At 70.7% G+C, this 25,757-nt stretch carries 23 protein-coding genes; 10 read left to right on the top strand and 13 right to left on the bottom strand.

All coding sequences use genetic code 11. The features are described 5' to 3' along the window. The first annotated feature begins 38 nt into the window (after window positions 1-38). Window positions 39-809: a ComF family protein gene (locus tag MKK64_RS18510; RefSeq protein ID WP_409567972.1), complete on the top strand. Its 771-nt coding sequence runs from the start codon at window positions 39-41 to the stop codon at window positions 807-809. An 18-nt stretch (window positions 810-827) separates the two neighbouring features. On the opposite strand, the gene MKK64_RS18505 is transcribed toward MKK64_RS18510, so the two are convergent. Then, window positions 828-1,559, bottom strand: coding sequence for a GNAT family N-acetyltransferase (locus MKK64_RS18505; RefSeq protein ID WP_243936339.1), 732 nt, complete (start codon window positions 1,557-1,559; stop codon window positions 828-830). A gap of 145 nt (window positions 1,560-1,704) precedes the next feature. On the opposite strand from MKK64_RS18505, the gene zapE reads away from it, so the two are divergent. Together zapE and MKK64_RS18495 are read left to right on the top strand one after the other, a co-directional pair. Then, window positions 1,705-2,934, top strand: coding sequence for a cell division protein ZapE (gene zapE / locus MKK64_RS18500; protein WP_243936338.1), 1,230 nt, complete (start codon window positions 1,705-1,707; stop codon window positions 2,932-2,934). Window positions 2,935-3,123: 189 nt separating this feature from the next. Continuing rightward, window positions 3,124-6,060, top strand: a complete 2,937-nt coding sequence (locus MKK64_RS18495) for a response regulator (protein ID WP_243936337.1) — start codon at window positions 3,124-3,126, stop codon at window positions 6,058-6,060. A gap of 201 nt (window positions 6,061-6,261) precedes the next feature. On the opposite strand, the gene MKK64_RS18490 is transcribed toward MKK64_RS18495, so the two are convergent. The 7 genes from MKK64_RS18490 to ileS form a co-directional block, all read right to left on the bottom strand. After that, entirely contained in the window at window positions 6,262-7,035 is a 774-nt protein-coding gene (locus MKK64_RS18490) for a ferredoxin--NADP reductase (protein WP_147726273.1), read from the bottom strand. Window positions 7,036-7,172: 137 nt separating this feature from the next. After that, window positions 7,173-8,105, bottom strand: coding sequence for a ring-cleaving dioxygenase (locus MKK64_RS18485; protein ID WP_243936398.1), 933 nt, complete (start codon window positions 8,103-8,105; stop codon window positions 7,173-7,175). A gap of 104 nt (window positions 8,106-8,209) precedes the next feature. Further along, window positions 8,210-9,508, bottom strand: a complete 1,299-nt coding sequence (locus tag MKK64_RS18480; RefSeq protein ID WP_147726274.1) for a M16 family metallopeptidase — start codon at window positions 9,506-9,508, stop codon at window positions 8,210-8,212. A 60-nt stretch (window positions 9,509-9,568) separates the two neighbouring features. Beyond that, window positions 9,569-10,969 carry a M16 family metallopeptidase gene (locus MKK64_RS18475; protein ID WP_243936336.1) on the bottom strand — a complete coding sequence of 467 codons (1,401 nt, stop codon included), beginning with the start codon at window positions 10,967-10,969 and terminating at the stop codon, window positions 9,569-9,571. 178 nt (window positions 10,970-11,147) lie between these two features. Beyond that, a complete protein-coding gene (locus MKK64_RS18470) occupies window positions 11,148-11,819 on the bottom strand; it encodes a hypothetical protein (RefSeq protein ID WP_313898923.1) in 672 nt (223 codons plus the stop codon). Between the two features lie 158 nt (window positions 11,820-11,977). Next, window positions 11,978-12,478: a signal peptidase II gene (lspA, locus tag MKK64_RS18465; RefSeq protein WP_243936335.1), complete on the bottom strand. Its 501-nt coding sequence runs from the start codon at window positions 12,476-12,478 to the stop codon at window positions 11,978-11,980. A gap of 223 nt (window positions 12,479-12,701) precedes the next feature. Next, window positions 12,702-15,677, bottom strand: a complete 2,976-nt coding sequence (gene ileS, locus MKK64_RS18460; protein ID WP_243936334.1) for an isoleucine--tRNA ligase — start codon at window positions 15,675-15,677, stop codon at window positions 12,702-12,704. Between the two features lie 400 nt (window positions 15,678-16,077). On the opposite strand from ileS, the gene MKK64_RS18455 reads away from it, so the two are divergent. Continuing rightward, entirely contained in the window at window positions 16,078-16,350 is a 273-nt protein-coding gene (locus MKK64_RS18455) for a hypothetical protein (RefSeq protein WP_147841093.1), read from the top strand. A 186-nt stretch (window positions 16,351-16,536) separates the two neighbouring features. Further along, window positions 16,537-16,809 carry a hypothetical protein gene (locus MKK64_RS18450; protein ID WP_147841094.1) on the top strand — a complete coding sequence of 91 codons (273 nt, stop codon included), beginning with the start codon at window positions 16,537-16,539 and terminating at the stop codon, window positions 16,807-16,809. A gap of 32 nt (window positions 16,810-16,841) precedes the next feature. On the opposite strand, the gene MKK64_RS18445 is transcribed toward MKK64_RS18450, so the two are convergent. The 3 genes from MKK64_RS18445 to MKK64_RS18435 form a co-directional block, all read right to left on the bottom strand. Then, window positions 16,842-17,798, bottom strand: coding sequence for a DMT family transporter (locus MKK64_RS18445; RefSeq protein WP_243936397.1), 957 nt, complete (start codon window positions 17,796-17,798; stop codon window positions 16,842-16,844). Between the two features lie 128 nt (window positions 17,799-17,926). Further along, on the bottom strand, window positions 17,927-18,148 hold the full coding sequence (locus MKK64_RS18440) for a hypothetical protein (RefSeq protein ID WP_243936333.1): 222 nt from the start codon (window positions 18,146-18,148) through the stop codon (window positions 17,927-17,929). A 234-nt stretch (window positions 18,149-18,382) separates the two neighbouring features. Continuing rightward, entirely contained in the window at window positions 18,383-19,690 is a 1,308-nt protein-coding gene (locus MKK64_RS18435; protein ID WP_147729137.1) for a murein L,D-transpeptidase, read from the bottom strand. 232 nt (window positions 19,691-19,922) lie between these two features. Between MKK64_RS18435 and MKK64_RS18430 the strand changes: the two genes are divergently transcribed. From MKK64_RS18430 to MKK64_RS18420, 3 genes are all read left to right on the top strand, one after another. Continuing rightward, window positions 19,923-20,291 carry a hypothetical protein gene (locus MKK64_RS18430; protein ID WP_243936332.1) on the top strand — a complete coding sequence of 123 codons (369 nt, stop codon included), beginning with the start codon at window positions 19,923-19,925 and terminating at the stop codon, window positions 20,289-20,291. Window positions 20,292-20,334: 43 nt separating this feature from the next. Next, on the top strand, window positions 20,335-21,303 hold the full coding sequence (locus MKK64_RS18425) for a DUF1775 domain-containing protein (RefSeq protein ID WP_243936331.1): 969 nt from the start codon (window positions 20,335-20,337) through the stop codon (window positions 21,301-21,303). A 118-nt stretch (window positions 21,304-21,421) separates the two neighbouring features. After that, on the top strand, window positions 21,422-23,524 hold the full coding sequence (locus tag MKK64_RS18420) for a TonB-dependent receptor family protein (RefSeq protein ID WP_243936330.1): 2,103 nt from the start codon (window positions 21,422-21,424) through the stop codon (window positions 23,522-23,524). A 6-nt stretch (window positions 23,525-23,530) separates the two neighbouring features. Here the strand turns inward: MKK64_RS18420 and MKK64_RS18415 are convergent, their stop codons facing one another. Further along, window positions 23,531-23,929, bottom strand: a complete 399-nt coding sequence (locus MKK64_RS18415) for a DUF2306 domain-containing protein (RefSeq protein WP_243936329.1) — start codon at window positions 23,927-23,929, stop codon at window positions 23,531-23,533. Window positions 23,930-23,999: 70 nt separating this feature from the next. Between MKK64_RS18415 and MKK64_RS18410 the strand changes: the two genes are divergently transcribed. Next, on the top strand, window positions 24,000-24,569 hold the full coding sequence (locus MKK64_RS18410; RefSeq protein ID WP_243936328.1) for a TetR/AcrR family transcriptional regulator: 570 nt from the start codon (window positions 24,000-24,002) through the stop codon (window positions 24,567-24,569). 148 nt (window positions 24,570-24,717) lie between these two features. Then, entirely contained in the window at window positions 24,718-25,248 is a 531-nt protein-coding gene (locus tag MKK64_RS18405; RefSeq protein ID WP_243936327.1) for a DUF1465 family protein, read from the top strand. Between the two features lie 96 nt (window positions 25,249-25,344). Here the strand turns inward: MKK64_RS18405 and rpmE are convergent, their stop codons facing one another. Beyond that, window positions 25,345-25,596, bottom strand: a complete 252-nt coding sequence (gene rpmE / locus MKK64_RS18400) for a 50S ribosomal protein L31 (protein WP_147728574.1) — start codon at window positions 25,594-25,596, stop codon at window positions 25,345-25,347. Window positions 25,597-25,757: the final 161 nt, after the last annotated feature.

Raw genomic sequence — 25,757 nt, 5'->3', positions numbered from 1 at the left:
ATCGGGCGGTGCATGCGCCTGAGACGTCGAGCATCGAGATCGGCCGTGCGTCGAAGGGCGCGCGGCCTTTCGCCGTTCCGGGTCGCGTCGCCCGCGCCCTGGTCGGTCTCGTCTACCCGCCGTCCTGCGCCGGCTGCGGCGCGGCGACCGCCGATCCCGGCGCGCTCTGCCCGTCCTGCTGGGCCGGCCTGCGCTTCATCGAGGAGCCGTGCTGCGCGCGGTACGGCACGCCGTTCGCCGTCGATCTCGGAATCGGTCCCCTGCTGTCGCCGCGGGCGATCAGCGAGCCGCCGGTCTTCGCGCGGGCCCGCGCCGTGGCGCTCTACGACGACACCGCCCGCGGCCTCGTCCATCGCCTGAAGTACCAGGACCGCCTCGACCTCGCCAAGGCGATGGCCGCGATGATGGCGGCGTCCGGCGCGGCGCTGATCGCGGAGGCCGACTGCGTCGTGCCGGTGCCGCTGCATCGCTGGCGCCTGTGGCGGCGGCGGTTCAACCAGGCGGCGCTGCTGGCGCGGCCGGTCGCCCGGGCCGGCAGCCTGCCGTTCCTGCCGCGGGCCCTGGCGCGCGTGAAGGCGACGCGCTCGCAGGTCGGGCTGACTCGCGCCGGGCGTGCCGAGAACCTTCAGGGCGCCTTCCGGGTGCCGGCGGCGCATCGGGCCGGCATCCAAGGACGGCGCGTCCTCCTCGTCGACGACGTCACCACCACCGGCGCGACCGCCAACGCCGCCGCCCGCGCTCTGCTGCGCGGCGGGGCCGCCTCGGTCGACCTGCTCACCTTCGCCCTGGTGGCCGACCCGATCGGTTGAGCGGGGGCGCGATCGTTCTCACGCGGGCGGCGGGTTTCGCGACTGAAGCGCCGCGATCGTCAGATCGAACGCCTCGGCGATGCTCTCGTGCCAGAGCGAGAACGGGGTGGGCCGTTCGAGGTGCACGGCGGCCTCGGCTTCCGTCCCGCTGGCCTGGAGGTCGGCGCCGTGCCGGATCGCGAGGCGGCGCATCGGTCCGTTCATGGCCAAGCACCGCACGTGCAAATCGCCGACGCCACGATTGCGCCCCGCTTCCGTGATCCGCGCGAACAGCGCGCCGCCGATGCCGCGACGCCGATAGGCGCGCTCCACCGCGAAGGCCGCCTCGGCCTGCCTGCCGAGGTCGAGCGGCGTCGCACCCGGGCCGGACGGTCGCAGCTCCGCGACCCCGCGCAGGGTGCCTGACACGAAGGCACCGAAGATCAATCCGTCGGCCGTGACGGCGCGCTCGGCATAGGCACGGATCCCGGCCTCGCCGACGCTTCCCATGAACCGGTTCGCGCGGGTTTCGGGGTCCAAGCGCAGGAAGTAGGCGAGGATCTGCGCGCGGTCGCTCGCGCGCAGGCGTCGGATCGTGTGTCCCGCCGGTTTCGGCTCGGGCAATGCCATGTGCAGGTCTCCGGTATCGGCGCGCTGGGTGCGCGCATCCGGGCGTGCCCTCCCTCGAGGCAGGCAGGGTCTCGCACCGCCAAGCCGATTATGCAATGCAACAATTCGTCGTCGCATCGCGTCGCGAGGGCTGACATGCACCCAGGGGATGGAACCACTTCTGTTGCATCGCGGTGCGACGCGGGGTTGATCGACCCGCCCGCGCGCGGCAGACGGGTGGGACGGGTCCCGCGTTGCAGCACCGCGCGGATGCCGAGCAGGATCCCGTGGTCGTGAGCCGGAAGCCGTGAGCCCAACCTCGCCGAGCCATGCGCCCTCCGCCGATGCGCGCAGCGGTGCGCTTTCTCCCGGCCCCGTCCACGATCGCTACGAGGCGCTGATCGCCTCCGGCGCGATCGAGCGCGACCCGGCCCAGGCGCGGCTGGTGCGCGCCCTCGACCGCCTGGTCCTCGACCTCGAGCGGAGGCGTCGCGCCAAGAAGGGCAGCGCGCTCGGCTGGCTGTTCTCGCGGAAGGACAGCGTCGGGCCGCCGAAGGGCCTCTACATCTGGGGCTCGGTCGGGCGCGGCAAGACCATGCTCATGGACCTGTTCCACGAGGCCGCCCCCGGGCCGAAGCGCCGCGTCCACTTCCACGGCTTCCTCGCCGACGCGCACGAGCGCATCCACGCCTACCGCCAGGCGCTGAAGCGCGGCGAGGTGAAGGGCGACGACCCGATCGGCCCCGTCGCCGACGCGCTCGCCGACGAGGCGACGCTGCTGTGCTTCGACGAGTTCACGGTCACCGACATCGCCGACGCGATGATCCTCGGCCGGCTGTTCGGCGCGCTGTTCAGGCGCGGCGTGACGGTGGTCGCGACCTCGAACGTCGAGCCGGACCGCCTCTACGAGGGCGGCCTCAACCGCGCGCTGTTCCTGCCCTTCGTCGAGGAGCTGAAGGAGCGGGTCGAGGTGCTGCGCCTGGATTCGCGCACGGATTTCCGCCTGGAGAAGCTCGGCGGCGCACCGGTCTACCATGTGCCCGCGGACGCGGAGGCCCGAGCCGCGATCGATGCCGCGTTCAAGGGGCTGACCGGGAAGGCCAAGGGCCGGTCGGCGACGATCACCGTGCACGGCCGCGCCGTGCCGGTGCCGCAGGAGGCGGCCGGCGTCGCCCGGTTCTCCTTCGCCGACCTCTGCGCCCAGCCGCTCGGCGCCTCCGACTACATGGCGATCGCCCGGGCCTTCCACACGGTGATCGTCGAGGACATCCCGGTGATGGGCGAGCAGAACCGCAACGAGTGCAAGCGCTTCATCACCCTGATCGACACCCTGTACGACCGCCACGTGAAGCTCGTCGCCTCGGCCGCGGCGGAAGCGCAGGACCTCTACACGGTCCGCGAGGGCCGCGAGGCCTTCGAGTTCGACCGCACCGTGTCCCGGCTGATCGAGATGCGATCGACCGAATACCTCGCCCTGCCGCATGGACGGGCGGATTCGGAAGCCTCCGGCGCCACGACCGGCCTCGTCGAGACCTGATGCGGCTTCGCGGCCGCCCGAGCTTCGACGGGTAAGGCTTCGACAACCGCCCCGTCCCGTCTATGTCTGCGCAGGTCGCCTCGGCACGTCGCCGGGCCGATCCGAGGCGCCCGAGATGATCACCGATACGAAACACCCGCTCGCCGCGGGTGGTGCTGCGATGCGGGGCGGGTTCGGGATGGTCGTCGCGTGGTGAGCCCCCGATCGATCTCGTTCCTGCGTCGGTCGAACTGGCGCCGCGCACGGCCCTTCGCCGGGCTGCTCGGCTCGCCGGTCGCCTTCGGCCTCCTGATCGTCGCCCTGGTGGCGGGTGGCTGGAACTACGTCGGCGGCGAGGCGAGCCGCGCGGCGGTCGCGGCCGGAAACACCCGGATCTCGGGGCTCGAGCGGCTGCTCTCGGCGGTGAAGGACCTCGAGACCGGCGAGCGCGGCTACGTCCTCGTCGGCGGCGACGTCTACCTCGAGCCCTACCAGAAGGCGCTCGGCGCGATCGACACCGGTCTCGCCGGGCTCGGCAGCCTCGCCCAGGTGCCGCTGCGCCAGGGCGGGACGTCCCTTGCCGCTCTCATCGCGGACAAGCGCGACTTCGCGGCCCGGGTCGTCGCCGCGCGGCGGGACGTGAGCTTCGATGCGGCGACCGAGATCGTCCGCACCGGCGTCGGCAAGCAGCAGATGGACGCGATCCGCGCCGAGACCGCAGGATTGCAGGCCTCGATCGCCCGGCGAATGGAGGCCGATCGCAGCCGCGACGCCGCGCGTTCCCTGCTGCTATCGATCCTCACGGCGGTCTGCGCGGTCGTGGCGATCGTGCTCCTCGCCCGCCTCGCCCTCGTCCGCCGCCGGGAGGCGATGCGGATGTCGGGCCTGCTCGACGGGGTGCTCGCCAATGCCCCCGTCGGCCTCGGCTTCCTCGACCGCGATCTCAAGATCCGCCACATGAACCGGGCGCTGGCGGTGATGAGCGAGCGCGGCTTCGGCGCCGACCTCGGCGCGCCGATCTGGGCGATGCTGCCGACCCTCGCCGACGCCCTGGGTCCGAAGCTCGCCGCGGCCCTCCACGAAGGGCTGGTGACGCCCGACGTGCCGGTCGCCGTCCCGACGCCCTCGGCCCCCGGCGGCGTGCGCCGCTTCTCGATGAGCTTCTATCCCCTCCGCGGCACCTCCTCTGAGGTCGAGCCGGCGATCGAGGGCGTCGGCATCGTCGTTCTCGACGAGACCCTGCGCTGGATGGTCGAGGAGCGCATGCGCCGCAGCGAGGAGCGCTTCCGCTCGCTGATCGAGGCGAGCGCGTCGATCGTCTGGACCGCGACGGCCGAGGGTACCCTGCACCCGCGGCAGGCCTCCTGGACGCGCTTCACCGGCCAGGACGACGCGGCCTATGGTGGCGAGGGCTTCCTCGACGCGATCCACGCGGACGACCGGGCGCATACGGCCGAGGCCTGGACCGTGGCGGTCTCGACGCTGCAGCCCTACGAGACCGAGCACCGCCTGCGCCGGGCCGACGGCGAGTACCGCCACATGGCGGTGCGCGCCGTGCCGATCCTCGCCGAGGACGGGCGCCTGCGGGAATGGGTCGGCACGCATACCGACATCACCGAGCGCAAGGCGGCCGAGGCCGCCGTCGAGGCGGCTCGTCAGGCGGCGGAGGACGCCAACCGCGCCAAGAGCCAGTTCCTAGCCAACATGAGCCACGAGCTGCGCACGCCGCTTTCCGCGGTGATCGGCTATTCCGAGATGCTGCAGGAGGAGCTGGAAGACCTCGGCGAGCCCTCGCTGATCGCCGACATGAAGAAGATCGAGTCAAACGCCCGCCACCTTCTCGGGCTGATCAACGACGTCCTCGACCTGTCGAAGATCGAGGCCGAGCGCGTGGAGATCTACGCCGAGGACTTCTCCGTCGCCGAGGTCGTGGCCGAGGTCGCCGCGACGGTCGAGGGTCTGATCGCCAAGAAGGAGAACGCTCTCGACCTGACGATCGCCGAGGACGTCGGCACGGCGCATACCGACGTGACCAAGCTGCGCCAGTGCCTGATCAACCTCCTGAGCAACGCGGCGAAGTTCACCGAGAACGGCCGCATCGGCCTTACCGTGACGCGCGATGCGGAGGCCAGGCTCTGCTTCGCGGTCAGCGATACGGGGATCGGCATGACCGACGAGCAGGTCGGGCGGCTGTTCGAGCGCTTCACCCAGGCCGACGCCTCCACGACCCGGCGCTTCGGCGGCACCGGGCTCGGCCTCTCGATCATCCGCGCCTTCGCCGAGCTGCTGGGCGGCACCGTCGAGGTCGCGAGCCGCGAGGGCGCAGGCAGCACCTTCACGCTGATCCTGCCGGCGCAGTTCTCCGGCCCCGACGCCGGAGCGGCACACGAGGAGGATACGGCGGTGGGAAACCGCATCCTCGTCATCGACGATGATGCGGCGACGCGCGACCTGCTCGCGCGCTTCCTCGAGAAGGAGGGCTTCGTGGTCTCCACGGCGGAGGACGGACGCCAGGGCCTGGAACGGGCCAGGGCCCTGCGTCCCCGCGCGATCCTCCTCGACGTGACCATGCCGCGGATGGACGGCTGGTCGGTGCTGCGCGCGCTCCGGGCCGACCCCGAGCTCGGCGCGACGCCGATCATCATGGTGACGGTGCTCGACGAGCAGAACCTCGCCTTCTCACTCGGCGCCACCGACTACCTGCACAAGCCGATCGAGTGGGGGCACCTCAAGGCCGTCACCGACCGGTTCCGCCCCGGCAATGCCGAGGGACCGATCCTCGTCGTCGAGGACGATCCCGACGCCCGCGAGCGCGTGACGACCTTCCTGGAACGCGAGGGCTTTCCGGTGCGCTCGGCCGAGCACGGCAAAATCGCGCTGGAGGAGGTGGCGCGGGAGAAGCCCGCCCTCGTTCTCCTCGACCTGATGATGCCGGAGATGGACGGCTTCGGCTTCCTGCGCGCCCTGCGGACGCGGGCGGAGTGGCGCGACATCCCCGTGGTGGTGCTCACCGCCAAGGACATCACGGCCGAGGACCGACGCCGGCTCGCCGGGCAGGCGGACCGGGTGATCAGCAAGGGCTCGGTCAGCCTGTCGGATCTGGCTCAGGAGGTGCGGGGTCTGGTGGGGATTCCGGCGCGGGATTGAGAAGGGCGCAGCTGCCCGGAACGATCGCGCGAGCGATCACGGTGGCCATGCCCTCCCCGTCATCCCGGGGCGCCGAAGGCGAACCCGCGCTCCGGAACCGCAGGTCGTGCTCCAGCTTGCGCCTTCGACGGTTCTGGATCCCGGGCCCCGCTGCGCCGACCCGGGACGACGACGGTGGTTCTCGGCGGGTCCCGGAAGACCCTACTTCTCGACGAAGGCCTTCTCGATCACGTAGTGACCGGCCTCGCCGTGGTTGCCCTCCTCGTAGCCGCCGTTGGTCAGCAGCTCGCGGGTGTCGCGGATCATGTCGGGGCTGCCGCAGAGCATGAAGCGGTCGTTCTCGACCGACATGTTCGGCAGGCCGATATCCTCGAACAGCTTGCCCGAGGTCATCAGGTCGGTGATGCGGCCGCGGTTGCGGAACGGCTCGCGGGTCACGGTCGGGTAGTAGATCAGCTGCGCGCTGATCATCTCGCCGAGGAACTCGTGCTTCGGCAGGCTCTCGGTGATGGTCTCGCCGTAGGCGAGCTCCTGCACCTGCCGGCAGCCGTGGACGAGCACGACCTTCTCGAAGCGCTCGTAGGTCTCCGGGTCCTTGATGATCGACATGAAGGGCGCGAGCCCGGTGCCGGTGCCGAGGAGGTAGAGGTTCTTGCCCGGAAGCAGGTTGTCGAGCACCAGCGTGCCGGTGGGCTTCTTGCCGACGATGATCGGGTCGCCGACCTTGAGGTGCTGCAGCTTCGAGGTGAGCGGGCCGGCCTCGACCTTGATCGAGAAGAATTCCAGCTCCTCCTCGTAGTTAGCCGAGACGACGCTGTAGGCGCGCAGCAGCGGCCGGCCTTCGACCTCGATGCCGATCATCGTGAACTCGCCGTTCCGGAAGCGGAAGGCCGGATCGCGGGTCGTGCGGAAGGAGAAGAGCGTGTCGGTCCAGTGGTGGACCGACAGAACGCGCTCCTCGTAGAACTTGCTCATCGACTGAGGTGTCCCGAATCCCGATGGGTTTGGCGGTCTTTTCGCAGGTGCGGAACGCAGGTCAAGACGCGCCGACGACACACAGCCATGCAACCGCAACTGATTGGAATCGCTCTTAATACCCGCGGCGATCCGACCTAGAGCGGCTTCAGCCCGGCCTCGATCTCGGCGCGCCGCGGCTCGAGGAACGGCGGCAGGGCGAGGCCCTGACCGAGCCGGTCGAGCGGCTCGTCGGCGGTGAAGCCGGGGCCGTCGGTGGCGATCTCGAACAGGATGCCGTTCGGCTCGCGGAAATACAGGCTGCGGAAGTAGTAGCGGTCGACCGGACCGCTCGACGGCATCCGCCGCACCTTGAGCCGGTCGGCCCAAGCTGCGTAATCCGCATCGGGGATGCGGAAGGCGACGTGGTGCACCGCGCCGGCGCCCTGGCGGGCGGGGGCGGAGGCGTCGCCGACGAGCTGCACCTCGGCGGCCGACCCGCCCTCCCCCATGGCGAAGACGTGGACCGTTCCCTCAGGCGCCTCGAAGCTGCGGTCATGCCGCATCCCGAGGACGTCCACGAGCACCGAGCCGGTCCGCTCCGGCTGAGCGACGGCGAGGCGGATCGGGCCGAGCCCGCGGATCTGATGCTCGGGCATCACCGGGCTGCCGGCCCAGGGGTGCGCATCGCCCGCGCCGCCGTCGTCGACGAGGCTCAGGCGCTGGCCTTCCGGATCCTCGAAATCCAGGGTCAGGCGTCCGTCGCGCTCGACCGGCTCGGAGTGGGCCACGCCCTCCCGCGCGAGGCGCTCGCGCCAGGCGTCGATCGCCGCCGGGCCGGCCACGCGCAGGTGCGTGCGGGTGATGCTGTTCGTCCCGCGTCGCTCGGGCGGCGCCGGCCAGTCGAAGAAGGTCACGTCGGTGCCGGGCGAGGCCAGCCCGTCGGCGTAGAACAGGTGGTAGGCCGAGACGTCGTCCTGGTTCACCGTCTTCTTGACGAGCCGCAAGCCGAGCACGCGGGTGTAGAACGCGTGGTTCTCCGCGGCCCGCGCGGTGATGGCGGTGAGATGGTGGATCCCGGTGAGCTGCATCGGCGAGAGCATCTTCCGTCGAAGCGGTCGCCGGTCCGGCGAAAGAACGTGCGGCACCGCGAAGAGATGGAACAGTCCCCACGACGGGGGTCATCGAGCCTGTGTCAGAGGCCGACCGGCCGCCCGGCGGCGACGACCAGCATCCGGCCGTCGGCGAAGGTCCGCGCGCCGGCGCGGCGGATGTCGTCCTGCGTGACCGAGGACACCAGGGCGTTGCGGCGCTCGATGTAGTCCATCCCGAGGCCTTCGAACGCGATCTGCACTAGCTGGTGGGCGATCTTGGTCGAGGTGTCGAAGCCGAGCGCGTAGGAGCCGGTCAGGTAGTCCTTGGCCTTCTGCAGCTCCTCATCGTCCGGGCCGTCGGCGATCAGGCGGTTGATCTCGTCGCCGATGACCGACAGCGCCTCGCCGACGCGCTCGTTCTTGGTCGCGGTGTAGCCCCAGGTCATCGCCGCCGAGCGGTGGCTGACCAGCGAGGTCCCGACCGAGTAGGCGAGGCCGCGCTTCTCGCGGACCTCTTGGAACAGCCGTGAGGTGAAGGCGCCGCCGCCGAGGATGTGATTGAGCACGTAGGCGGGAATGAAGTCGGGGTCGCGCCAGGCGACGCCGGCCATGCCGAAGCGGATCACCGATTGCGGCACGTCGAGATCGACGACGACGCGCTTGCCGAGGTCGCCCACCGTGGTCCGCTCGATCGCGCGCAGGCCGCCGGCCTCGGGCAGCGCACCGAAGGCGCGGTCGAGGCTCGCGGCGAGCTGCTCGGCGCCGATCGCGCCGACGGCTGCGACCTTCACCGCGCCGCGACCGAGCAGCCGGGCATGCATCGCCACGAGGTCGTCGCGGGTGATCGCCGAGACCGCCTCGATCGTGCCCGAGGACGGGCGGCCGTAGGCGTGCCCGGCGAACGCTTCGGCGAAGAAGCGGCGCGAGGCCATCACGCCCGGATCGTTCTGCTGATAGCGCAGGCCGGCGATCACCTGGCCGCGGACCCGCTCGATCGCGTCGGCGTCGAAGCGCGGCTTGGCGAGCGCCAGGGCCAGCAGCTCGATCGCCTCGTCGGCGTGCTTGACCAGCATCTTCAGCGAGCCGCCGATCGCGTCGGGGCCGGCATGGAACGACAGCTCGATGGCGCGCGCCGCGAGCCGCTCCTGGAAGGCGTCGGAGCCGAGATCGCCCGCGCCCTCGTCGAGAAGGCGTGCCAGCATCTGGGCGCAGCCCGACTTGCCCTCGGGGTCCTGCGCCGCGCCGCCCTCGAAGGTGAAGGCCAGGGCGATCATCGGCACCACCGGCGATTCGACGTGCCACGCCTCGATGCCGGCGGCGGTCTGGATCGGCAGCGCCTTGGCCGGACTCGCCTTGGAGCGGACCGGGGTCTCGGCCAGGTCGGTGTCGGCGAAGTTCATGGACGACCTCGTTGTTCTTGATGTCTGGGTGCGGCGCCGGGCGCCGCAGGCCGAACGTCCCTACTCAGCGGCGATGGCCATCGGTGCGTCCGGGTCGCTGGACTTGACGAGGTAGCCGGTGACCGAGCGCGACGGCGTCAGCCAGCGCTCGCTCGCCTCGGCCAGGCGCTCCCGGGTGACACCCTCGATGTCGGACGGCCAGCGCCGCACTTCCTCGATGGTCTCGCCGATGGCGAGCGCGGAACCGTAGATGCGGGCGAGCGAGGACTGGCTGTCGGAGGAATACACCGTCTCGGCCACGAGGCGGGTCTTGGCCCGCTCGATCGCCTCGGCGTTCAGCGCATCCAACGGCACGCGCCGCAGCACGCGGTCGACCTCGGCCTCCAGCTTCTCCAGGCTGACGCCCTCGGCGGGCACCGCGTAGACGGAGAAGCGGGTGTCGTCGATCGCCGAGCCCATGTACCAGGCGCCCGCGTTGACCGCGAGGCCGCTCTCCATCACCAGCTTGCGGTAGAGATAGGAGGTCGAGCCGCCGCCGAGCACCTCGGCGAGCAGCTCGAGATCGTGACAGCCGCCGTCGCGGGCGGTGATGCAGGACGGGGTGAGATAGAGCCGCTGCAGCGTCGGCTGCTCGACCTTCGGGTCCGCCACCGCGAGGCGGCGCAGCGCCTTCGGCTCCGGCTCGCGCGCACGGACGCGGATCGGGCGGGCGCCCTGCGGCGCGACGCGCCCGTAGGTCGCCTCGGCCAGGCGCCGGACCTCGTCGGGCGTCACGTCGCCGGCGACCACCAGGATCGCGTTCTCGGGGGTATAGAAGCGCTTGTAGTAGTCGAGGGCGTGGCCGCGGTTCAGCTCCTCGATCTCGTGCATCCAGCCGATGATCGGGATGCCGTAGGGATGGTGCACGAAGAGCGAGGCGGCCATCGCCTCGGAGAGCTGGGCCGACGGGTCGGTCTCGACCCGCATGCGGCGCTCCTCGAGCACCACGTCACGCTCCGGCGCCACCACCGCGTCGTCGAGGACGAGGCCGGTCATGCGGTCGGCCTCGAACGCCATCATGGTGTCGAGGTTGTCGCGGGCGACGCGCTGGAAATAGGCGGTGTAGTCGTAGGAGGTGAAGGCGTTCTCCTGGCCGCCGAGGCCGGAGACGGCCTTGGAGAAGGCGCCGACCGGGTGCTTCTCGGTGCCCTTGAACATCAGGTGCTCGAGGAAGTGGGCGATGCCCGACTGGCCGAGCGGATCGTCGGCCGAGCCGTTGCGATACCAGATCATGTGGGTGACGACGGGCGCGCGGTGATCAGGCACCACCACCACGTCGAGGCCGTTGTCGAGGGTGAAGGCCGACACCTCCGGCCCGCCGGCTTCCGAGCGCCCGAACGGCGCCGCCTCGGCGCGTCCCGCATTCGCGAAACGGCCGCCGGCCGGGAACAGGGTGGGCGTCGCCTTCCTGAGCAGATGCATTCCGTCTTCCCTCGTGCGGCCCCGAGGGACCGTCCGTTTCTGGTTCGATGCGGGGCTCCGAGCGCGCCGGCATCGTCTAAAATGGCACGTCCCGTATCTAAATTGGCAAGTCCCGTACCGGATTTGCCAGTCCCGGTCCCGTGCGGAACCGAGACGCGCCGTGTGTCACATCCGCACCTCAGCGCGCCCGCTGCTCACGCAGATAGACACCCGGATCGGCTTCGTCGCGCTCGCGGGTCGGGTTGTTGATCGGGTCGGTGGTGTTGCGGACGATCTTCCGCGGCGGCTGGCGATAGCCCTTGGGCGGGTCGGTGAGCACGTCGCGCGACGGCTCGGCCGCCGCCGGCTCCGTCTTCTCGTTGCCGATCCCCCGGATCAGGTCGAGCGGGTTGACCCAAGAATCCTCGCGGCTGTTCTCGCCGGGCTTGCGCTCGATCTCGCGGGTCAGGTTGGCGTCGGCGCGCCGGCCGGACCGCATCTCGTCGATCGAGAGCGTCGCGTTGTTGTCCTCGTAGCGACCCTGCGCCTGGCTGCCCTTGGGCAGACGGCGCTCGGCGGCGGCGCGCTCGCGCTCGACTACCTCGGGTTCCTTGGGCCATTGCGCCGAGGCGGCGCCGGCGCGGGGCGCCGGAAGGGACTTCCCGTCGAGCTTGGGCGGCATCACCAGCGGCGCGCGCTCGCGATACTCGATCGGCGCCTGCGGCTTCTCGAGAAGGCCGATGCCGCTCAAGGTGTTGCGCAGCAATTCGCCCGTTTCCTGGGCCTGGACCGTCGACGGCAGGGCGATCGCCGCCGCCGCCATGAGAATGAGCTCCCGATACCCGATCATGATGCCCCGCAGCTTGCCCACCGATGCCCGATCCCCGTTCCGGGGTTCTCGAAGCGGCCGAACGGTTGACGGCCTGATCCGGCGCTTCGGGTCTGGGACCGGTTTCCGGCGATCGTATGGCGCCTTGACCGCTCCCGGCCAGCCGCCGGCGACAGGTGGCTGTGGATGTGGTCTCCCGGTCACGCCGGCGGCGGCTCGCCCGGCAGGCCGGGGCGCCGCTCCGGCAGCACGCTGTCGAGGATCAGCCCGACGACGCCCGCCACGATCGCCGCGTCGGCGATGTTGAACACGTACCAGGACCAGGCCCCGGCATGCAGGTGGACGAAGTCGAACACCGCGCCGTAGGCCGCCCGGTCGATCGCGTTGCCGAGCGCGCCCCCGGCGATCAGCCCGAGCGCGGTCGCGAGCAGGCGCGACCCGGCGCGGGTCATCCACACGCTGAGGCCGAGGGCCGCCGCGAGCGACAGCGCCACCAGCAGCCAGCGGCCGATGCCGCCCTCCTGCTGGAACAGGCCGTAGGACACGCCCCTGTTCCAGACCACGACGAACTCGGCGTAGGGGCCGAAGCGCCAGGGCTGGGTCAGCACTAGGTCGGTGCCGAAGTAGAGCCCCAGCTTCGAGGCCTGATCGAGGATCAGCGTCGTGAGCAGGGCGAGGAGTCCGAGGCGCGCGGGCGTCATCGGGTAGCCCCGTCTTCTGTCGCGACGGCGACGGAACGCGGACGGGTCGCGAACGGGGTTTCCCGCCCCTCCCCGTCATCCCGGGGCGCTGTTGCGCAGATCCGGGAAGACCGGATCGGATCCGCTGCGGTGCGCGCCGCGCCGGCCACGCGCTCCCCTGTCCCGACCCGCTTCGCGGGCCACCCTCCCCCGCGGAGGGGGGAGAGAGACGGTTCCGATCCGCTCACGCCGCGCTCGCGGCCGCGTGCGCCGCGTCCCACTCCCGCAGGGCGCGGGCGTCGCGGGGCGTGACGTCGGGATAGTCCGCATCGTTGCCGACCTCCGGCGTGACGCGCCAGGATCGCGCGCATTTCCGGCCCTCGGCGCGCGCCGGCACCACGGCGACGCCCTTGACCTCGTCGAGGCGGAACGCGTCGGCCGGTCCCTCCCCGGCCTCGACTTGGATCGCGGAGGTGATGCAGACGTCGGCGAAGTCGACGCCGTCGAGGGCGGCCAGAAGCTCGGGATCGGCGATGGAGACCACGGGGGCCGCCTCCAGGCTCGCGCCGATGCGCTTGGCGGCCCGCTCGATCTCCAGCGCGCCGGTCACGACCCGGCGGACGCGACGGATCTTCTGCCAGCGCGCGGCCAGCCCGTCGTCGCGCCAGGCCTCGGGCGTCTCCGGCAGGGTCTGCAGGTGGACCGACCCGGTCTCCGACGGGAACCGGTCGAGCCAGGCCTCCTCGGCGGTGAAGGCGAGGACCGGGCTCAGCCAGATCACGACGCGGCGGAAGGCCTCGTCGATCACCTGAAGCGCGGCCCGGCGGGCGACCGACGAGGCCGGGTCGCAGTACAGGGCGTCCTTGCGCACGTCGAAGTAGAACGACGACAGGTCGCCGGTCAGGAAGTTGTTCAGCAGCGCGACCACCCGCTTGGTGTCGAAGGTGCGGTAGGCCTCGCGGATCTCGCCGTCGAGCTCGAGCAGCCGATGCAGCACGAAGCGCTCGAGTTCCGGCATCTCCGCCACCGGCACGTCGTCGCCTGCCACGCGGTGGGCGAGCGAGCCGAGCATCCAGCGCAGGCTGTTGCGCAGCTTCCGGTAGGTCTCGGCGAAGGTCTTGATGATCTCCGGGCCGATGCGCAGGTCGTCGGTGTAGTCCGACGCCGCGACCCACAGGCGCAGGATGTCGGCGCCGGAATCCTTGATGATGCTCTGCGGCGCGACGACGTTGCCCTTCGACTTCGACATCTTCAGCCCCTTGGCGTCGAGGACGAAGCCGTGGGTCAGCACCGTGTCGTAGGGCGCGCGGCCGCGCGTGCCGGCCGATTCGAGCAGCGAGGACTGGAACCAGCCGCGGTGCTGGTCCGACCCCTCCAGGTACATCACCGTGTCCTGCCCGCCGTCGCGCCGGCGCACGACGTTGGCGAGACCCGGGAACGCCTCCGGGTCGTCGAGGACGAAGGCGTGGGTCGAGCCGGAATCGAACCACACATCGAGGACGTCGGTGACCTTCTCGTACGCCGCCGGGTCGTGGTCGGGAGCGAGGAAGCGGGCACCGTCGGCATCGGTGAACCACGCGTCCGCGCCTTCCGCCGCGAAGGCGGCGACGATGCGGGCGTTCACGCCCGCGTCGCGCAGCACCTCGCCGGTGCCCTTTCTCACGAATACGGTGATCGGCACGCCCCAGGCGCGCTGGCGGGAAACCACCCAGTCCGGCCGGTTGCCGACCATGCCGTTGATCCGGTTCTTGCCCTGCGGCGGCACCCACTGGGTGTCCTCGATCGCCTGCAGGGCCACCTCGCGCAGCGTCCGGTCGCCGAGCGACTCCACCGCCTTGTCCATGGCGATGAACCATTGCGGCGTGTTGCGGAAGATCACCGGCTTCTTCGAGCGCCAGGAATGCGGGTAGCTGTGCTTGAGCCGGCCCGACGCCACCAGCGTCCCCGCTTCCTGGAGCGCGGCCATCACGGCCCTGTTGGCATCGCCCTTCTCGCCCTTGTCGGTGAGGACGCGCTTGCCCTCGAAACCCGGCGCATCCTTGGTCAGCGCGCCGTCGGCATCGACCGTGTAGGGGATCCGGGTCTCGATGCCGCGCTCGGCGAGCGCGCGGCCGTTGGCCATCCAGACCTCGAAATCCTCGCGGCCGTGGCCCGGCGCGGTGTGGACGAAGCCGGTGCCGGCCTCGTCGGTGACGTGGTCGCCGTCGAGCATCGGCACGGCGAAGTCGTAGCCGCGGCCGGCGAGCGGGTGGGACAGGGTGAGGCCGTCGAGCTCGGCCGGGCTCACGTCGCGCAGGCGCTCGTGGCCTGCGACGCGCGCGGCCTCGAAGACGCCCGCGGCAAGACCGTCCGCCAGCAGGTAGGTCTGGCCGACCTTGGCCCAATTGTCCTCGGCGGCCTCGGTGACGCGATAGAGGCCGTAGGCGACGCGCTTGGAGTAGGCGACCGCTCGGTTGCCGGGCATGGTCCAGGGCGTCGTGGTCCAGATGACGACGCGGGCGTCGGTCAGGTCGGCGACGGCGCCTTCGCGCACCGGGAAGGCGGCGAAGATGGTGTCGCTGACGTGGTCCTCGTACTCGACCTCGGCCTCGGCGAGCGCGGTCTTCTCGACCACCGACCACATCACCGGCTTCGAGCCGCGGTAGAGCTGCCCGCTCATCGAGAACTTGATCAGCTCGGCGGCGATCGCCGCTTCCGCCGGATAGGCCATGGTGGCGTAGGGATGGTCCCAGTCGCCGGTGACGCCGAGGCGCTTGAACTCCGCGCGCTGCACGTCGAGCCAGTGGCCGGCGAACGTTCGGCATTCCTGGCGGAACTCGATGACCGGCACGTCGTCCTTGTTGCGGCCCTTGGCGCGGTACTGCTCCTCGATTTTCCACTCAATCGGCAGGCCGTGGCAGTCCCAGCCCGGCACGTAGTTCGCGTCGAAGCCGAGGCCGCCCATGGAGCGGACGATCACGTCCTTGAGGATCTTGTTCAGCGCTGTGCCGATGTGGATGTTGCCGTTGGCGTAGGGCGGCCCGTCGTGCAGCACGAATTTCGGCCGTCCGGCGGCCTGCGCGCGAAGCTGGCCGTAGAGGTCGGTCGTACTCCAGCGCTCCAGCAGCAGCGGCTCGCGGGTCGGCAGGCCCGCCCGCATCGGAAAATCGGTCTGCGGCAGGTAGAGGGTCTTCGAATAGTCGCGGCCGGCCGGGGCTTCGGCTTGGGTCTCGTCGGTCATGGGGTCGGGCGTCCTGGATACGGGCGGCGCGCGTGCGGGCTCTGCGGAGGCCCGCGCCTGTCACGGCGCTAGGGGCGAAGGAAGCGGTGGCTCCCGTGACGATCCCGGCCTCCGCGCAGCCGCGCGGGCGCGGCGCTCACGCGGCGGCCGGGCCCATAATTCGAAGACGGAGACAGGCGTCGGCGCTGCGCATGGGCGGCGTTCTAGCAGCGGGTGCGAGCGGAGGCCAGCGGATGCGCGCGTGCCGCGAAGCGATGCCGATTCACCACATCGCCACGCCGCATCCCGAGCCGCTGCCACCAAATCGCGGCGCGTTCGTTGCCATCCCACGCGATCCGCCGCGCCGGCCTGCCCGGCGTGGGTCCGAGACGCGACGGACCATCAAGACAGGGTGCACGCCATGAGACATCTCCTGATCGCCGCGACGCTCGCCGTTTCCGCCTTCGCCATCGCCGGCCCCGCGCAGGCGCAGGGCCTCGTCGGCGGCGTGCAGCGCGGCTCGGCCGAGGGCAACCGCGTCGGCGGGCCGGTGGGCGGCGTGGTCGGCGGAGCGGTCGGCGGTGCCGTCGGAACGGTCAACGGCGCGCTCGGGATCGATCCCGGCCGGCGCGCCTACCGCACCGACCTGCGCTCGCGCCGCGCCGTCCGGCATCATCGCCGCCACCGCCGCTGAGACGTCGAGGTCCGGCCCGGACTGAAAGCGTCCGGCCCGGATTGAAAGCCGTTTCCGCCTCGATCCGGAGCCGGATCTAGGAAAATTGCGACCTTTCGCGGTTTCGCCCGTTGACCCGTCACGGACCTGGAGCCAGCCGATCGCGCGGCCGGGACATTCTCGAAACTCGATCAAGGATCCGACACCATGAAGACACTGCTGATCGCCACGACCCTCGTGCTCTCGCCGCTGGCCCTCTCCGCCACGGCGCAAGCCCAGGGCACCGTCCGCGGCGCCGAGCGCGGCGTCGAGGACGGCAACCGCGCGGCCGGCCCGATCGGCGGCGTGGTCGGCGGCGCCGTCGGTGCGGCCACCGGCACCGTGGGCGGCGTCCTCGGCGTCGATCCGGAGGCGGATCGCCGCGATCGCGAGGACCGCCGCGAGGAGCGGATGGAGCGTCGCGAGCGCATGGGCCGCTAAGCCCGACGCAGCGTCGTCTTAGAACGGGCCGGTCACCCTCGGGTGGCCGGCCCTTTTCGTTGCGCCATCGCGTCGTGGGCGAGCAGGTAGAGGCCCGAGCCGACGATGACCGCCGCGCCGAGCACGGTCCAGCGGTTCGGAACGTCGCCGAACAGCAGGTAGCCGAGCGTCAGCGACCAGAGCAGCTGCGTGTACAGGAACGGCGCGAGCACGTTGGCCGGCGCCCGCGCATGCGCCAGAATCAGCAGCCAGTGCCCCATCGTCCCGAACAGGCCGATGCCGACCAGCAGCGCCCACACCGTGAGGGAGGCCGGGCTGGTCCAGATCCACGGCAGCAGCGGCGTCATCAGCCCGAGGCCGGCCAAGCCGGAATAGATCATCGTCGTCGCGGTCGAATCATGCGCAGCGAGCTTGCGCGTCGCGAGGATGTAGAGCGCATAGCAGAGCATGTTGCCGAGGCTGAGCAGGACCGCCGGGTGAACCTGGCCGAGGCCGGGCCGCACGATCACCAGCACGCCGAGGAAGCCGACCGCGATCGCCGCCATGCGCCTGGGCGACGACCATTCGCCGAGCAGCGGGCCGGCGAGCAGCGCGACGGTGAGCGGTGCCGCGAACTGGATCGACAGGGTCTCGGCGAGCTGCAGGTGGCGGAGCGCGAAGAAGTTCAGCGCCGTCGATCCGAACAGCAACAGCGAGCGCACCACCTGCAGGCCGAGGCGGCGGCTGCGCATGACGGCCGGGGTCGTCACCGGGTTGAGGAACACCGAGGTCAGCGCCACGCTCACGCCGTAGCGCATGAAGGTGGTGAGCAGCGGGTCGACGCCGGACCGAGCCAGCACCTTCGTCGATGCGTCGAGGCAGGCGAAGAACGCCAGCGTCCCGCACATCAGCGCGATGCCGACGAGGCGCCGCCTGTCGGGCCGCGTCCCGCGTTCGCCGGCGGGGCCGGCCGCCGCCTCGCGCGACGCGCAGACCGCGTCGGCTCGTATCGCCTTGCTGGAGGAAATCGCCTTGGACCTTCGGGCCGCCGAGTTCAGCGGATCCTAGCCGGTCGTCGCGTCGGCGGGCACCCGTCCGTCCGCACCCGCGCCGTGTCGCCGACGCGGGGCCGCCGGCGTCACCTGTCTTGCGCCCGCTGCCGACGCGGGGTCGGCTCGGTTCGATTCTGCTCGCGTGAGAACGGCAGGATCGTCGCGCTCGCGACCTGAGGTTCGGTGGGCTCGGCGGCCGAGCGGTTGCCCTTGGGCTTTCGATCGAGCCACAGGCGGACCCAGACCCGGTTTCTCCGGCTCCAGCCGCGACGGGCGACCCAGGCCGGAATCGGTGCCGTATGCTGCATTCAACGTCTTCTCACTCATCATGCGGACGTAGCGCCTGATGAAAGTCCTAGAGTGAGCGTGGGCCTGCCCGCGATGGCTGTGCGTCCCGAATTTTTGTCTCTGCGTCCAGGCTCTCAGAATCATCGACCCACGTAGCAAACGAGAACGGCCCGCATCCGGTGGGATACGGGCCGCGCGTCGATCGTGTTCGCGGGTTTCGTTCGCGGGTCTTGCCGGCGCCCGAGGCGTCGGGGCTAGTTCTCCTCGTCGCCCGGCTCGAAGCTCTGCGGAGCGGTCGATTCGGCGCTGGCGACCGGCGTCGGCGCGCCGATCGTCGAGGGCACGTTCACGCCGTCGCGCTTGTAGATGTCGTCGCGGAACTGCACGAGGCCGTCCGGCGTCGCCCAGGCGGTGATGTAGGTCCAGTAGACCGGCACCGGCGAGGACAGCGTGGCGTCGACGCGCTTGCCGCTCTCGATCGCCTGCTCGACCTGCTCGCGACCCCAGCCGGGCGTGTCCTTCAACAGCCAGGTGATGTACTCGCGCACGTTCTGAACGCGGACGCAGCCTGAGGAGATGAAGCGGAAGTCGTCGCCGAACACGCCCTTGGTGTTCGTGTCGTGCATGAACACGCCGTATGGGTTCGGGATGTTGATGCGCACGATGCCCATCGAGTTGAAGTCGGCGCCCGAATCCTGGCGGTAGCGGTAGCGCGTGCCCTCGTCCGAGTTCCAGTTGACCTGGCTCGGCTGGATCTCGGCCTCGCCGGAGAAGATGCGGATCTTGTTGTCGGTGAGGTAGTTCGGATCCTTCTGCATCTTGGGGATGAGGTCCTTCTTCACGATGGAAGCCGGGACCGTCCAGAAGGGGTTGAAGTTGATCTGCGTTGCCTTGGTGTTCATGATCGGCGACTGGCGGTCGATCTTGCCGACGCCGGCGGCGTGCAGCGTCACGACCTGACCGTTCTCGACCGTCTGAACCAGGGCGGCCGGGATGTTGGTGATGACGAAGCGCTGCCCGAGGTTGCCCGAGTAGGAGCGCAGGCGCACCGCGTTGATCTCGAGCTGGCGCAGGCGGATGTCGGCCGGCACGTTCATGGCCTGCTGCGTCGCCATGCTCATCGTGCCGGTCTGGCTCAGGCCGTGGCGGGCCTGGAAGCGCTTCACGCCGGCGGCGACGTAGGAATCGTACACGCCGGAATTGCCGGCCACCGGGTCGATGTCGCCGGTCACGATCAGGCGCTGACGCACGGCCCCCACCACCGCGCCGCGGGCGCCGATGCGCAGGCGGTCGGCACCGGAGACCGGCTTCCAGCCGCCGCGGGAGACGATCTCCTTGTAGCGCTCGACCATCTGCTCGGTGGCCGCCACCGTCTGCGGCGACAGGATCGGCGTCGACGAGCGCTGGACCTGCATCGCGGCGGGCGAGGCGTAGTCCTGCGCCCACTCGGCCTGGGCATAGCCGGCGCCGGCCTGCTCGCGCGCCGAAGCCGGGGCGACGAGGGCGACGGTTCCGAGGAGCGCGAGGCTCAGGGTCGCGCGGGTGGTAGCCTGAATGAGCATCGTGGTGGCTCTGGTCCATGGATGGGCGAGGTGGAGCGGGCGCTGTGCCGCCGTTTCCCTTGGGCCCAAGGTGTCCGGGTACGGTTAAGACTCCATGGCGACCGGGCTTTATTGTGGCGTGCCGGTGCGTGCCCGCACATCACGGGTGCGTGCGTCCTCCGTGCCACAGCGGAATCGGCCCAGCCGTGCCAAGGAATCGGAAGACGCGACGCGGTCGCCGGACAGGGTCGGCATGACGCCCGGGAGCCACAGGACGAGACCTCTGCGCGCGATCACCGCCGTGATCGCGCTCTACGCGTTCGTCCTGCAGGGCTTCCTCGGCGGCCTGATGCCGACGCCGATGGCCGGCGACCTCCATGCCCTGTGCCTGTCGGGCGCTGCCGCCGCCGGCGATCCCTCGCCGGACACGCCTCACGTCCACGCCGATTGCTGCACCGCCGCCCACCACGTGGCCGACGCGTTGGCGCCTCGCGACACCGCCGCGACGATCATCTGGCCGCAAGGCCGCGTCGCCACCACCGCGTTCTGGCGGGCCGCCGCGAACGGCCCGCGCGCGCCGCCCCGCGCCATCGCCCATCCGCGAGGTCCGCCCGTCGCCTGAACCGATCGCCGCCCGATCCCTTCAGCCAGACGGTAGCTTTGCCATGTCCCGTATCACGCGTGCCGGCCTCTGCGTCGCGCTCGGCTTCGTCCTGCCCGGCCCGGGCGCCTTCGCCCACGCCACCCTCGACCGCAAGGAGGCCAGCCCCAACGCGGCCTATCGCGGCGTCGTGCAGATCAACCACGGCTGCGACGGCCGGCCCACCACGCGGGTCAGGGTCACCATCCCGGAGGGCATGGTCGGCGCCAAGCCGATGCCGAAGCCCGGCTGGCAGGTGACGACGACGCGAGGCGCCTACGCCAGGCCCTACCAGTCCTTCCACGGGATGGTGTCCGAGGGCGTCACGGCGATCACCTGGACCGGCGGCGCCCTGCCGGACGACCAGATCGACGAGTTCACCTTCTTCGCCCGGGTCTCCGACGCCTTCGCGCCGGGCGCGACCGCGTACTTTCCGGTCGAGCAGGATTGCGACGGCGGCGGCTACCGCTGGAGCGAGACCCCCGGTCCCGGCCAGACCGCCCGGGACCTGAAGTCGCCGGCCCCGTCGGTGCGGATCGTCGCGGCGGCCCAGCCCGACGCGGCGCCGGCCGCGATCAAGACCGGCGACCTCACCATCGCCACGCCCTGGCTGCGCGCGACGCCCGCCGGCGCCACCGTCGCCGGCGGCTACGTCAGCGTCACCAACGCCGGCACCGTGCCCGACACCCTGACGGCGGCCGCGATCCCTCTCGCGGGTCGCGGCACGATCCACAGCATGTCGATGGACGGCGGCGTGATGCGGATGGCGCCCGTCGAGGGCGGCCTGACGATCAGGCCCGGCGAGACCGTGACGCTGGCCCCCGGCGGCCTGCACCTGATGTTCGAAGATCTGACCGCGAGCCCGAAGGTCGGCGAGACGGTCGCCGGCACGTTGACCTTCGCGCGCGCCGGCACCGTGCCGGTGACGTTCACGGTCGCGCCGATCGGCGCCCAGGCGCCCGCCGCACCGCCGGCGGGTCACGCCCACCACTGATCCGCGCCGACGCCGCGCGCATCCGCTCGGGATCCGCGTCGGCGTCGCCCTCTCCATCCAGTCCGGACGTGCCTGCCCGCGCCGACGCGCGCCCGGCGGCCGTCGGAAGGTGTCTCGCATGTCCCGTCCCTTCGAAACGGGCGCCCTGGCGCTCGCCGTCCTGCTGTCCGCCGCCCTGCCCTCCCGGGGGCAGGAGCCGTCGGATGCCGTCGTGCTGCCCGAGCTTTCGGTCAGCGGTGCCGCGGCGGGTTCGGTCACCGTCCCGAGCGTCGCCGAGCAGCGCGCGGCTCTGAACGCGACGGTCGGGTCGGTGGCCTTCGTCGACGCGGCGAGCTTTCAGGACCGCTACGCCAACACCCTGCGCGACGTGCTCAAGGACACGCCCGGCGTCGCGGTCCAGGAGCGCTACGGGCAGGAACTTCGTCTGTCGGTGCGCGGGTCGGGCATCGCGCGCGGGTTCCACCTGCGCGGCATCGAGCTTCTGCAGGACGGCATCCCGTTCAACCTCGCCGACGGAAGCGGCGACTTCTACCAGATCGATCCGTTGGCGCTGCGTTCGGTCGAGGTCTACAAGGGCGGAAACGCCCTCACCTTCGGCGCGACGACGCTGGGCGGCGCGATCAACGCCGTGACGCCGACCGCCTACACCGCGTTCGCGCCCAACATCGTCCGAATCGACGGTGGCAGCTTCGGCACGATCCACGAGAACTTCCAGGCCTCGCGGATCTCGGGACCGGTCGATGTGCTGGTGAACGGCACCATCACCAATGCCGACGGCTTCCGCGACCACGAGACCCAGCGGACGCAGAACTTCAACGCCAACCTCGGCTACCAGCTGGCGCCGGGCGTCGAGACGCGGTTCTTCGCGGGCATCTACCTGACCGACCAGAAGCTGCCCGGCACGCTGAGCCTGTCCGACGCGCTGAACAATCCGACGCTGGCCAACGCCGCCGCGATCGCCGGAAACCAGTCGCGCAAGGTCGAGACCGAGCGCATCGCCAACCGCACCAGCTTCGTCCTCGACGTGGGAAAGCTCGACGTCGACACCTGGGCGATCCACAAATCGCTCTACCATCCGATCTTCCAGGCGATCGACCAGGACGGCTGGACCTACGGCATCAGCCCGCACTGGGCCGGCACGTTCGACCTCGGCGGCTTCCGCAACGACACGATCCTGGGCCTGCGTGCCTTCGCCGGGCAGAACTCGGCGCTGCAATTCGTCAACGTCCAGGGCCAGCGCGGCGCGCAGACCCTCAACGCCCTGCAGAGCGCCTCGAACCTCGAGGCCTATGGCGAGAACCGGTTCTGGTTCCTGCCGGACGTGGCCCTGATGACCGGCGCCAAGGCGTTCTCGTCCAACCGCACCTACAGCAACAAGGGCGGCCTGGCGGCGAGCCCGAACGTGCAGTTCGCCGACGAGACCTACGAGGGGGTGAACCCGAAGCTCGGCCTGCTGTGGCAGCCGTTGCCCGAGATCCAGGTCTTCGGCGACGTCACGCGCTCGCGCGACGTGCCGGATTTCGGCGACCTCGTGCAGACCAACATCCTGCGCACCACCTTCGTCCCGCTCCAGGCCCAGCGCGCCTGGACCTACGAGGCCGGCTCTCGCGGACGAATCGACCGCCTGACCTGGGACGTGACCCTGTACCGTGCCGACATCCGGGACGAGCTGATCAACTTCAACACCGCGCTCGGCGCGGCGATCAACCTGCCGGCGGCGACCTTCAACGCGCCGCGCACCCGGCACCAGGGCGTCGAGGCCGCCTTCGGCCTCGACCTCGCCCGCGACCTGTCGGGCGTCGGCGACCGGCTGAGCCTGTCCCAGATCTGGACGCACAACGACTTCCGCTTCGTCGGCGATCCCGTCTACGGCAACAACCGCATCGCCGGCCTGCCCCAGGACGTGCTGCGCACGGTAGTGAGCTACGTCCACCCGAGCGGCTTCCACATCGCCCCGTCGGTCGACTGGGAGCCTCAGGGCGCGTTCGCCGACCACGCCAACACCTTGAAGGTGCCGGGATACGCCCTGCTCAACGTGCAGGCCGGGATCGACTTCGCGAACGGCGTCTCGCTGTTCGTCGACGCCCGCAACCTGCTCGATGCCCGCTACGTCTCCGACATCACCGTGGTCGCGAACGCCGGTGCCGTGGCCGGCGGCCCGGTGGCGTTCTATCCGGGGGCCGGGCGGTCGGTGTTCGGCGGCGTGCGCGCGGCGTTCTGAGGTCTCTCAACCGTCGAAGAGCACGACGTGCATCAGCCGGCCTGGAACCAGGGTGAACAGGCCGGTGATCAGGAGGGCGCCGGCGAACAGGCCGATCATCGTCCAACGATGGGCGAAGATGCGCCCGGCGTGCGCATGCTGGACCCCGACGACCAGCATGACCAGGGTGAAGACGGACAGTCCGTGGATCCAGCTCCACGGGCCGAACTCGCGCATGCCGTGGATGCCGAACGAGCTGAGGGCTGCGGCGGCCAGCAGCGCGACCCAGGCGCGCCCGAACCGTCGATGCCGGCGATCTCCCTTCGGCAGGATGAATTGCGCCGACTCGAGGACGATCGCGAGCAGCGCCGCGAGCGTGTGCGCCTGAACCACGAGACCTGCCGACGCGAGCGGTGCCACGTTCATCACCATCACCCCCGGCCGAAGGCGTGCGTCGGACGACGCCGACGTGACGCGATGATCCGATACGCCTATGTTGGCGATAGCAACATCATGGGAAAACGTGTTGGCAATGTCAACATCTCCGCCTTCAGGCGCTTATCATCACGGCGATCTCCATCGCGCGCTGCTCGAGGCGGCGGCGCGGCTGCTGATCGCGAACGGCGCGGCCGCACTCACCCTGCGCGAGGTCGCACGGGCGGCCGGCGTGTCCCACAATGCGCCCTATCGGCATTTCGCCAGCCGACAGGCGCTGCTGGCCGAGCTCGCGACCGAGGGCTTCGATCGCCTGCGTCGCCGCCTCGACGACGTCGCGCCGCTGACGGAGGAGCGCGTGCGCGCACTCGGCCGCGCCTACCTGAGGTTTGCCGTCGAGGAACGGCCGTATTTCCTGCTGATGTTCGGCGGCGAGAGCGAGAAGTCAGCTTTCCCGGCGCTGGCGGACGCGGCCCTGGCTGCGTACGCGATCCTCGAAGGCGCGGTGGAGGCCGAGGGCGGGCGCGACCCGGGCGAGGCGTTGCGAGCTTGGGCCTTGGTTCACGGCTTGGCCCACCTCGTGGTCGAGCGGCAGATCCCTCCCGAAGCGGCGTTCGCAGCTCTGGGGTGAGCCGAGCGACGAGCGGCGTTAAGGTTACCTTTCGGTTGTCGCGGCGGGACCTCCGTTCGGCGCTAGGATTGCGGCAAGGGTCGCGGACAGGCCGGGAGCGTTCCAAGACGGAACGACGACGGGCCCCGGCAGCGACGCAGGAGGCAGGATGAACGGGTACGACGTCACGTTCCGGGACGAACGGGATTGGGTCGATTTCGGACGGACCTACGTCACGTCCGACGCCTTCCGGACGCTCTTCCACGACGGCATGGCGCTGGTGGAGGAGACCGCGGCGTATCTCGACGGCGAGGGCCGCGACGAGTCGCGCCTGATCTCGCGGGACGCAACCCTGTCCTACGCCTCGGAGAGCATGCGGCTCACCACCCTGCTGATGCAGATCGCGTCCTGGCTGCTGGTGCAGCGCGCGGTGTCCGAGGGCGAGCTCACCGCGAGCCAGGCCTTGCAGGAGAAGAACCGGGTGCGGCTCGCCGCGACCGAGGCGCCGAACGCCGAGAGCTTCACGCTCCTGCCGGTCCGGCTGCAGAACCTGATCCTGCGCGCCCGCCGGCTGCACGCCCGCATCCTGCACCTCGACGGCCTGATCTCGGACGACCGCCCGACGCCGGCCGCCGTCGAGAGCCCGGTCGCCGTCCAGCAGAACCGCCTGCGCTCGGCCTTTCCCGGTCTCCAGGCCTGAGCGGAACGCCCAGAACGCAAGAAGGGCGGCACCGCGGTGCCGCCCTTCTTGCGTTGATCCGGCCCCGGCAGCACGCCGAGGCGGGGATCGAAACCCTTACTTGCGGCCGACGAGGTTGCCGAAGCGCGAGGTGAAGCGCGAGACGCGGCCGCCGCGATCAAGCATCTTCTGCTCGCCGCCGGTCCAGGCCGGGTGGGTCAGCGGATCGATGTCGAGGTTCAGGGTGTCGCCTTCGCTGCCGTAGGTCGAGCGCGTCCGGTACTCGGTGCCGTCGGTCATCACGACCTTGATGAAGTGGTATTCGGGGTGCTCGGTCCCCTTGGCCTTGTCGGCCGCGCTCTTTGCCATGACGTCTCGTCCTCGACGGTGCACGAACTCCGGGAGCGCGGAGGGCGCGGCCCGTAAGATCCGTGGGTTGAAACTCTGTGATCGGACCGTTGCCACGAACCTCACGTTCGTGCGAACCGCTCATGCGAAGCCGACGGCCCGTCTTGGCGGCCCGCGGCCAT

The organism is Methylobacterium sp. E-025 (assembly GCF_022829705.1).
GTDB lineage: Bacteria > Pseudomonadota > Alphaproteobacteria > Rhizobiales > Beijerinckiaceae > Methylobacterium.
This window is presented reverse-complemented; position numbering and strand designations above follow the sequence as displayed.

Excerpts from the sequence above, each read along its gene's own strand:
- MKK64_RS18490 (WP_147726273.1), bottom strand. The coding sequence starts at position 7,035 with ATGAGCAAGTTCTACGAGGAGCGCGTTCTGTCGGTCCACCACTGGACC.
- MKK64_RS18455 (WP_147841093.1), top strand. The coding sequence starts at position 16,078 with ATGAGACATCTCCTGATCGCCGCGACGCTCGCCGTTTCCGCCTTCGCC.
- MKK64_RS18430 (WP_243936332.1), top strand. The coding sequence starts at position 19,923 with ATGACGCCCGGGAGCCACAGGACGAGACCTCTGCGCGCGATCACCGCC.
- MKK64_RS18480 (WP_147726274.1), bottom strand. The coding sequence starts at position 9,508 with ATGAACTTCGCCGACACCGACCTGGCCGAGACCCCGGTCCGCTCCAAG.
- rpmE (WP_147728574.1), bottom strand. The coding sequence starts at position 25,596 with ATGGCAAAGAGCGCGGCCGACAAGGCCAAGGGGACCGAGCACCCCGAA.
- MKK64_RS18435 (WP_147729137.1), bottom strand. The coding sequence starts at position 19,690 with ATGCTCATTCAGGCTACCACCCGCGCGACCCTGAGCCTCGCGCTCCTC.
- lspA (WP_243936335.1), bottom strand. The coding sequence starts at position 12,478 with ATGACGCCCGCGCGCCTCGGACTCCTCGCCCTGCTCACGACGCTGATC.
- MKK64_RS18450 (WP_147841094.1), top strand. The coding sequence starts at position 16,537 with ATGAAGACACTGCTGATCGCCACGACCCTCGTGCTCTCGCCGCTGGCC.
- MKK64_RS18425 (WP_243936331.1), top strand. The coding sequence starts at position 20,335 with ATGTCCCGTATCACGCGTGCCGGCCTCTGCGTCGCGCTCGGCTTCGTC.
- MKK64_RS18440 (WP_243936333.1), bottom strand. The coding sequence starts at position 18,148 with ATGCAGCATACGGCACCGATTCCGGCCTGGGTCGCCCGTCGCGGCTGG.
- MKK64_RS18420 (WP_243936330.1), top strand. The coding sequence starts at position 21,422 with ATGTCCCGTCCCTTCGAAACGGGCGCCCTGGCGCTCGCCGTCCTGCTG.
- MKK64_RS18415 (WP_243936329.1), bottom strand. The coding sequence starts at position 23,929 with ATGAACGTGGCACCGCTCGCGTCGGCAGGTCTCGTGGTTCAGGCGCAC.
- ileS (WP_243936334.1), bottom strand. The coding sequence starts at position 15,677 with ATGACCGACGAGACCCAAGCCGAAGCCCCGGCCGGCCGCGACTATTCG.
- MKK64_RS18485 (WP_243936398.1), bottom strand. The coding sequence starts at position 8,105 with ATGCAGCTCACCGGGATCCACCATCTCACCGCCATCACCGCGCGGGCC.
- MKK64_RS18405 (WP_243936327.1), top strand. The coding sequence starts at position 24,718 with ATGAACGGGTACGACGTCACGTTCCGGGACGAACGGGATTGGGTCGAT.
- MKK64_RS18475 (WP_243936336.1), bottom strand. The coding sequence starts at position 10,969 with ATGCATCTGCTCAGGAAGGCGACGCCCACCCTGTTCCCGGCCGGCGGC.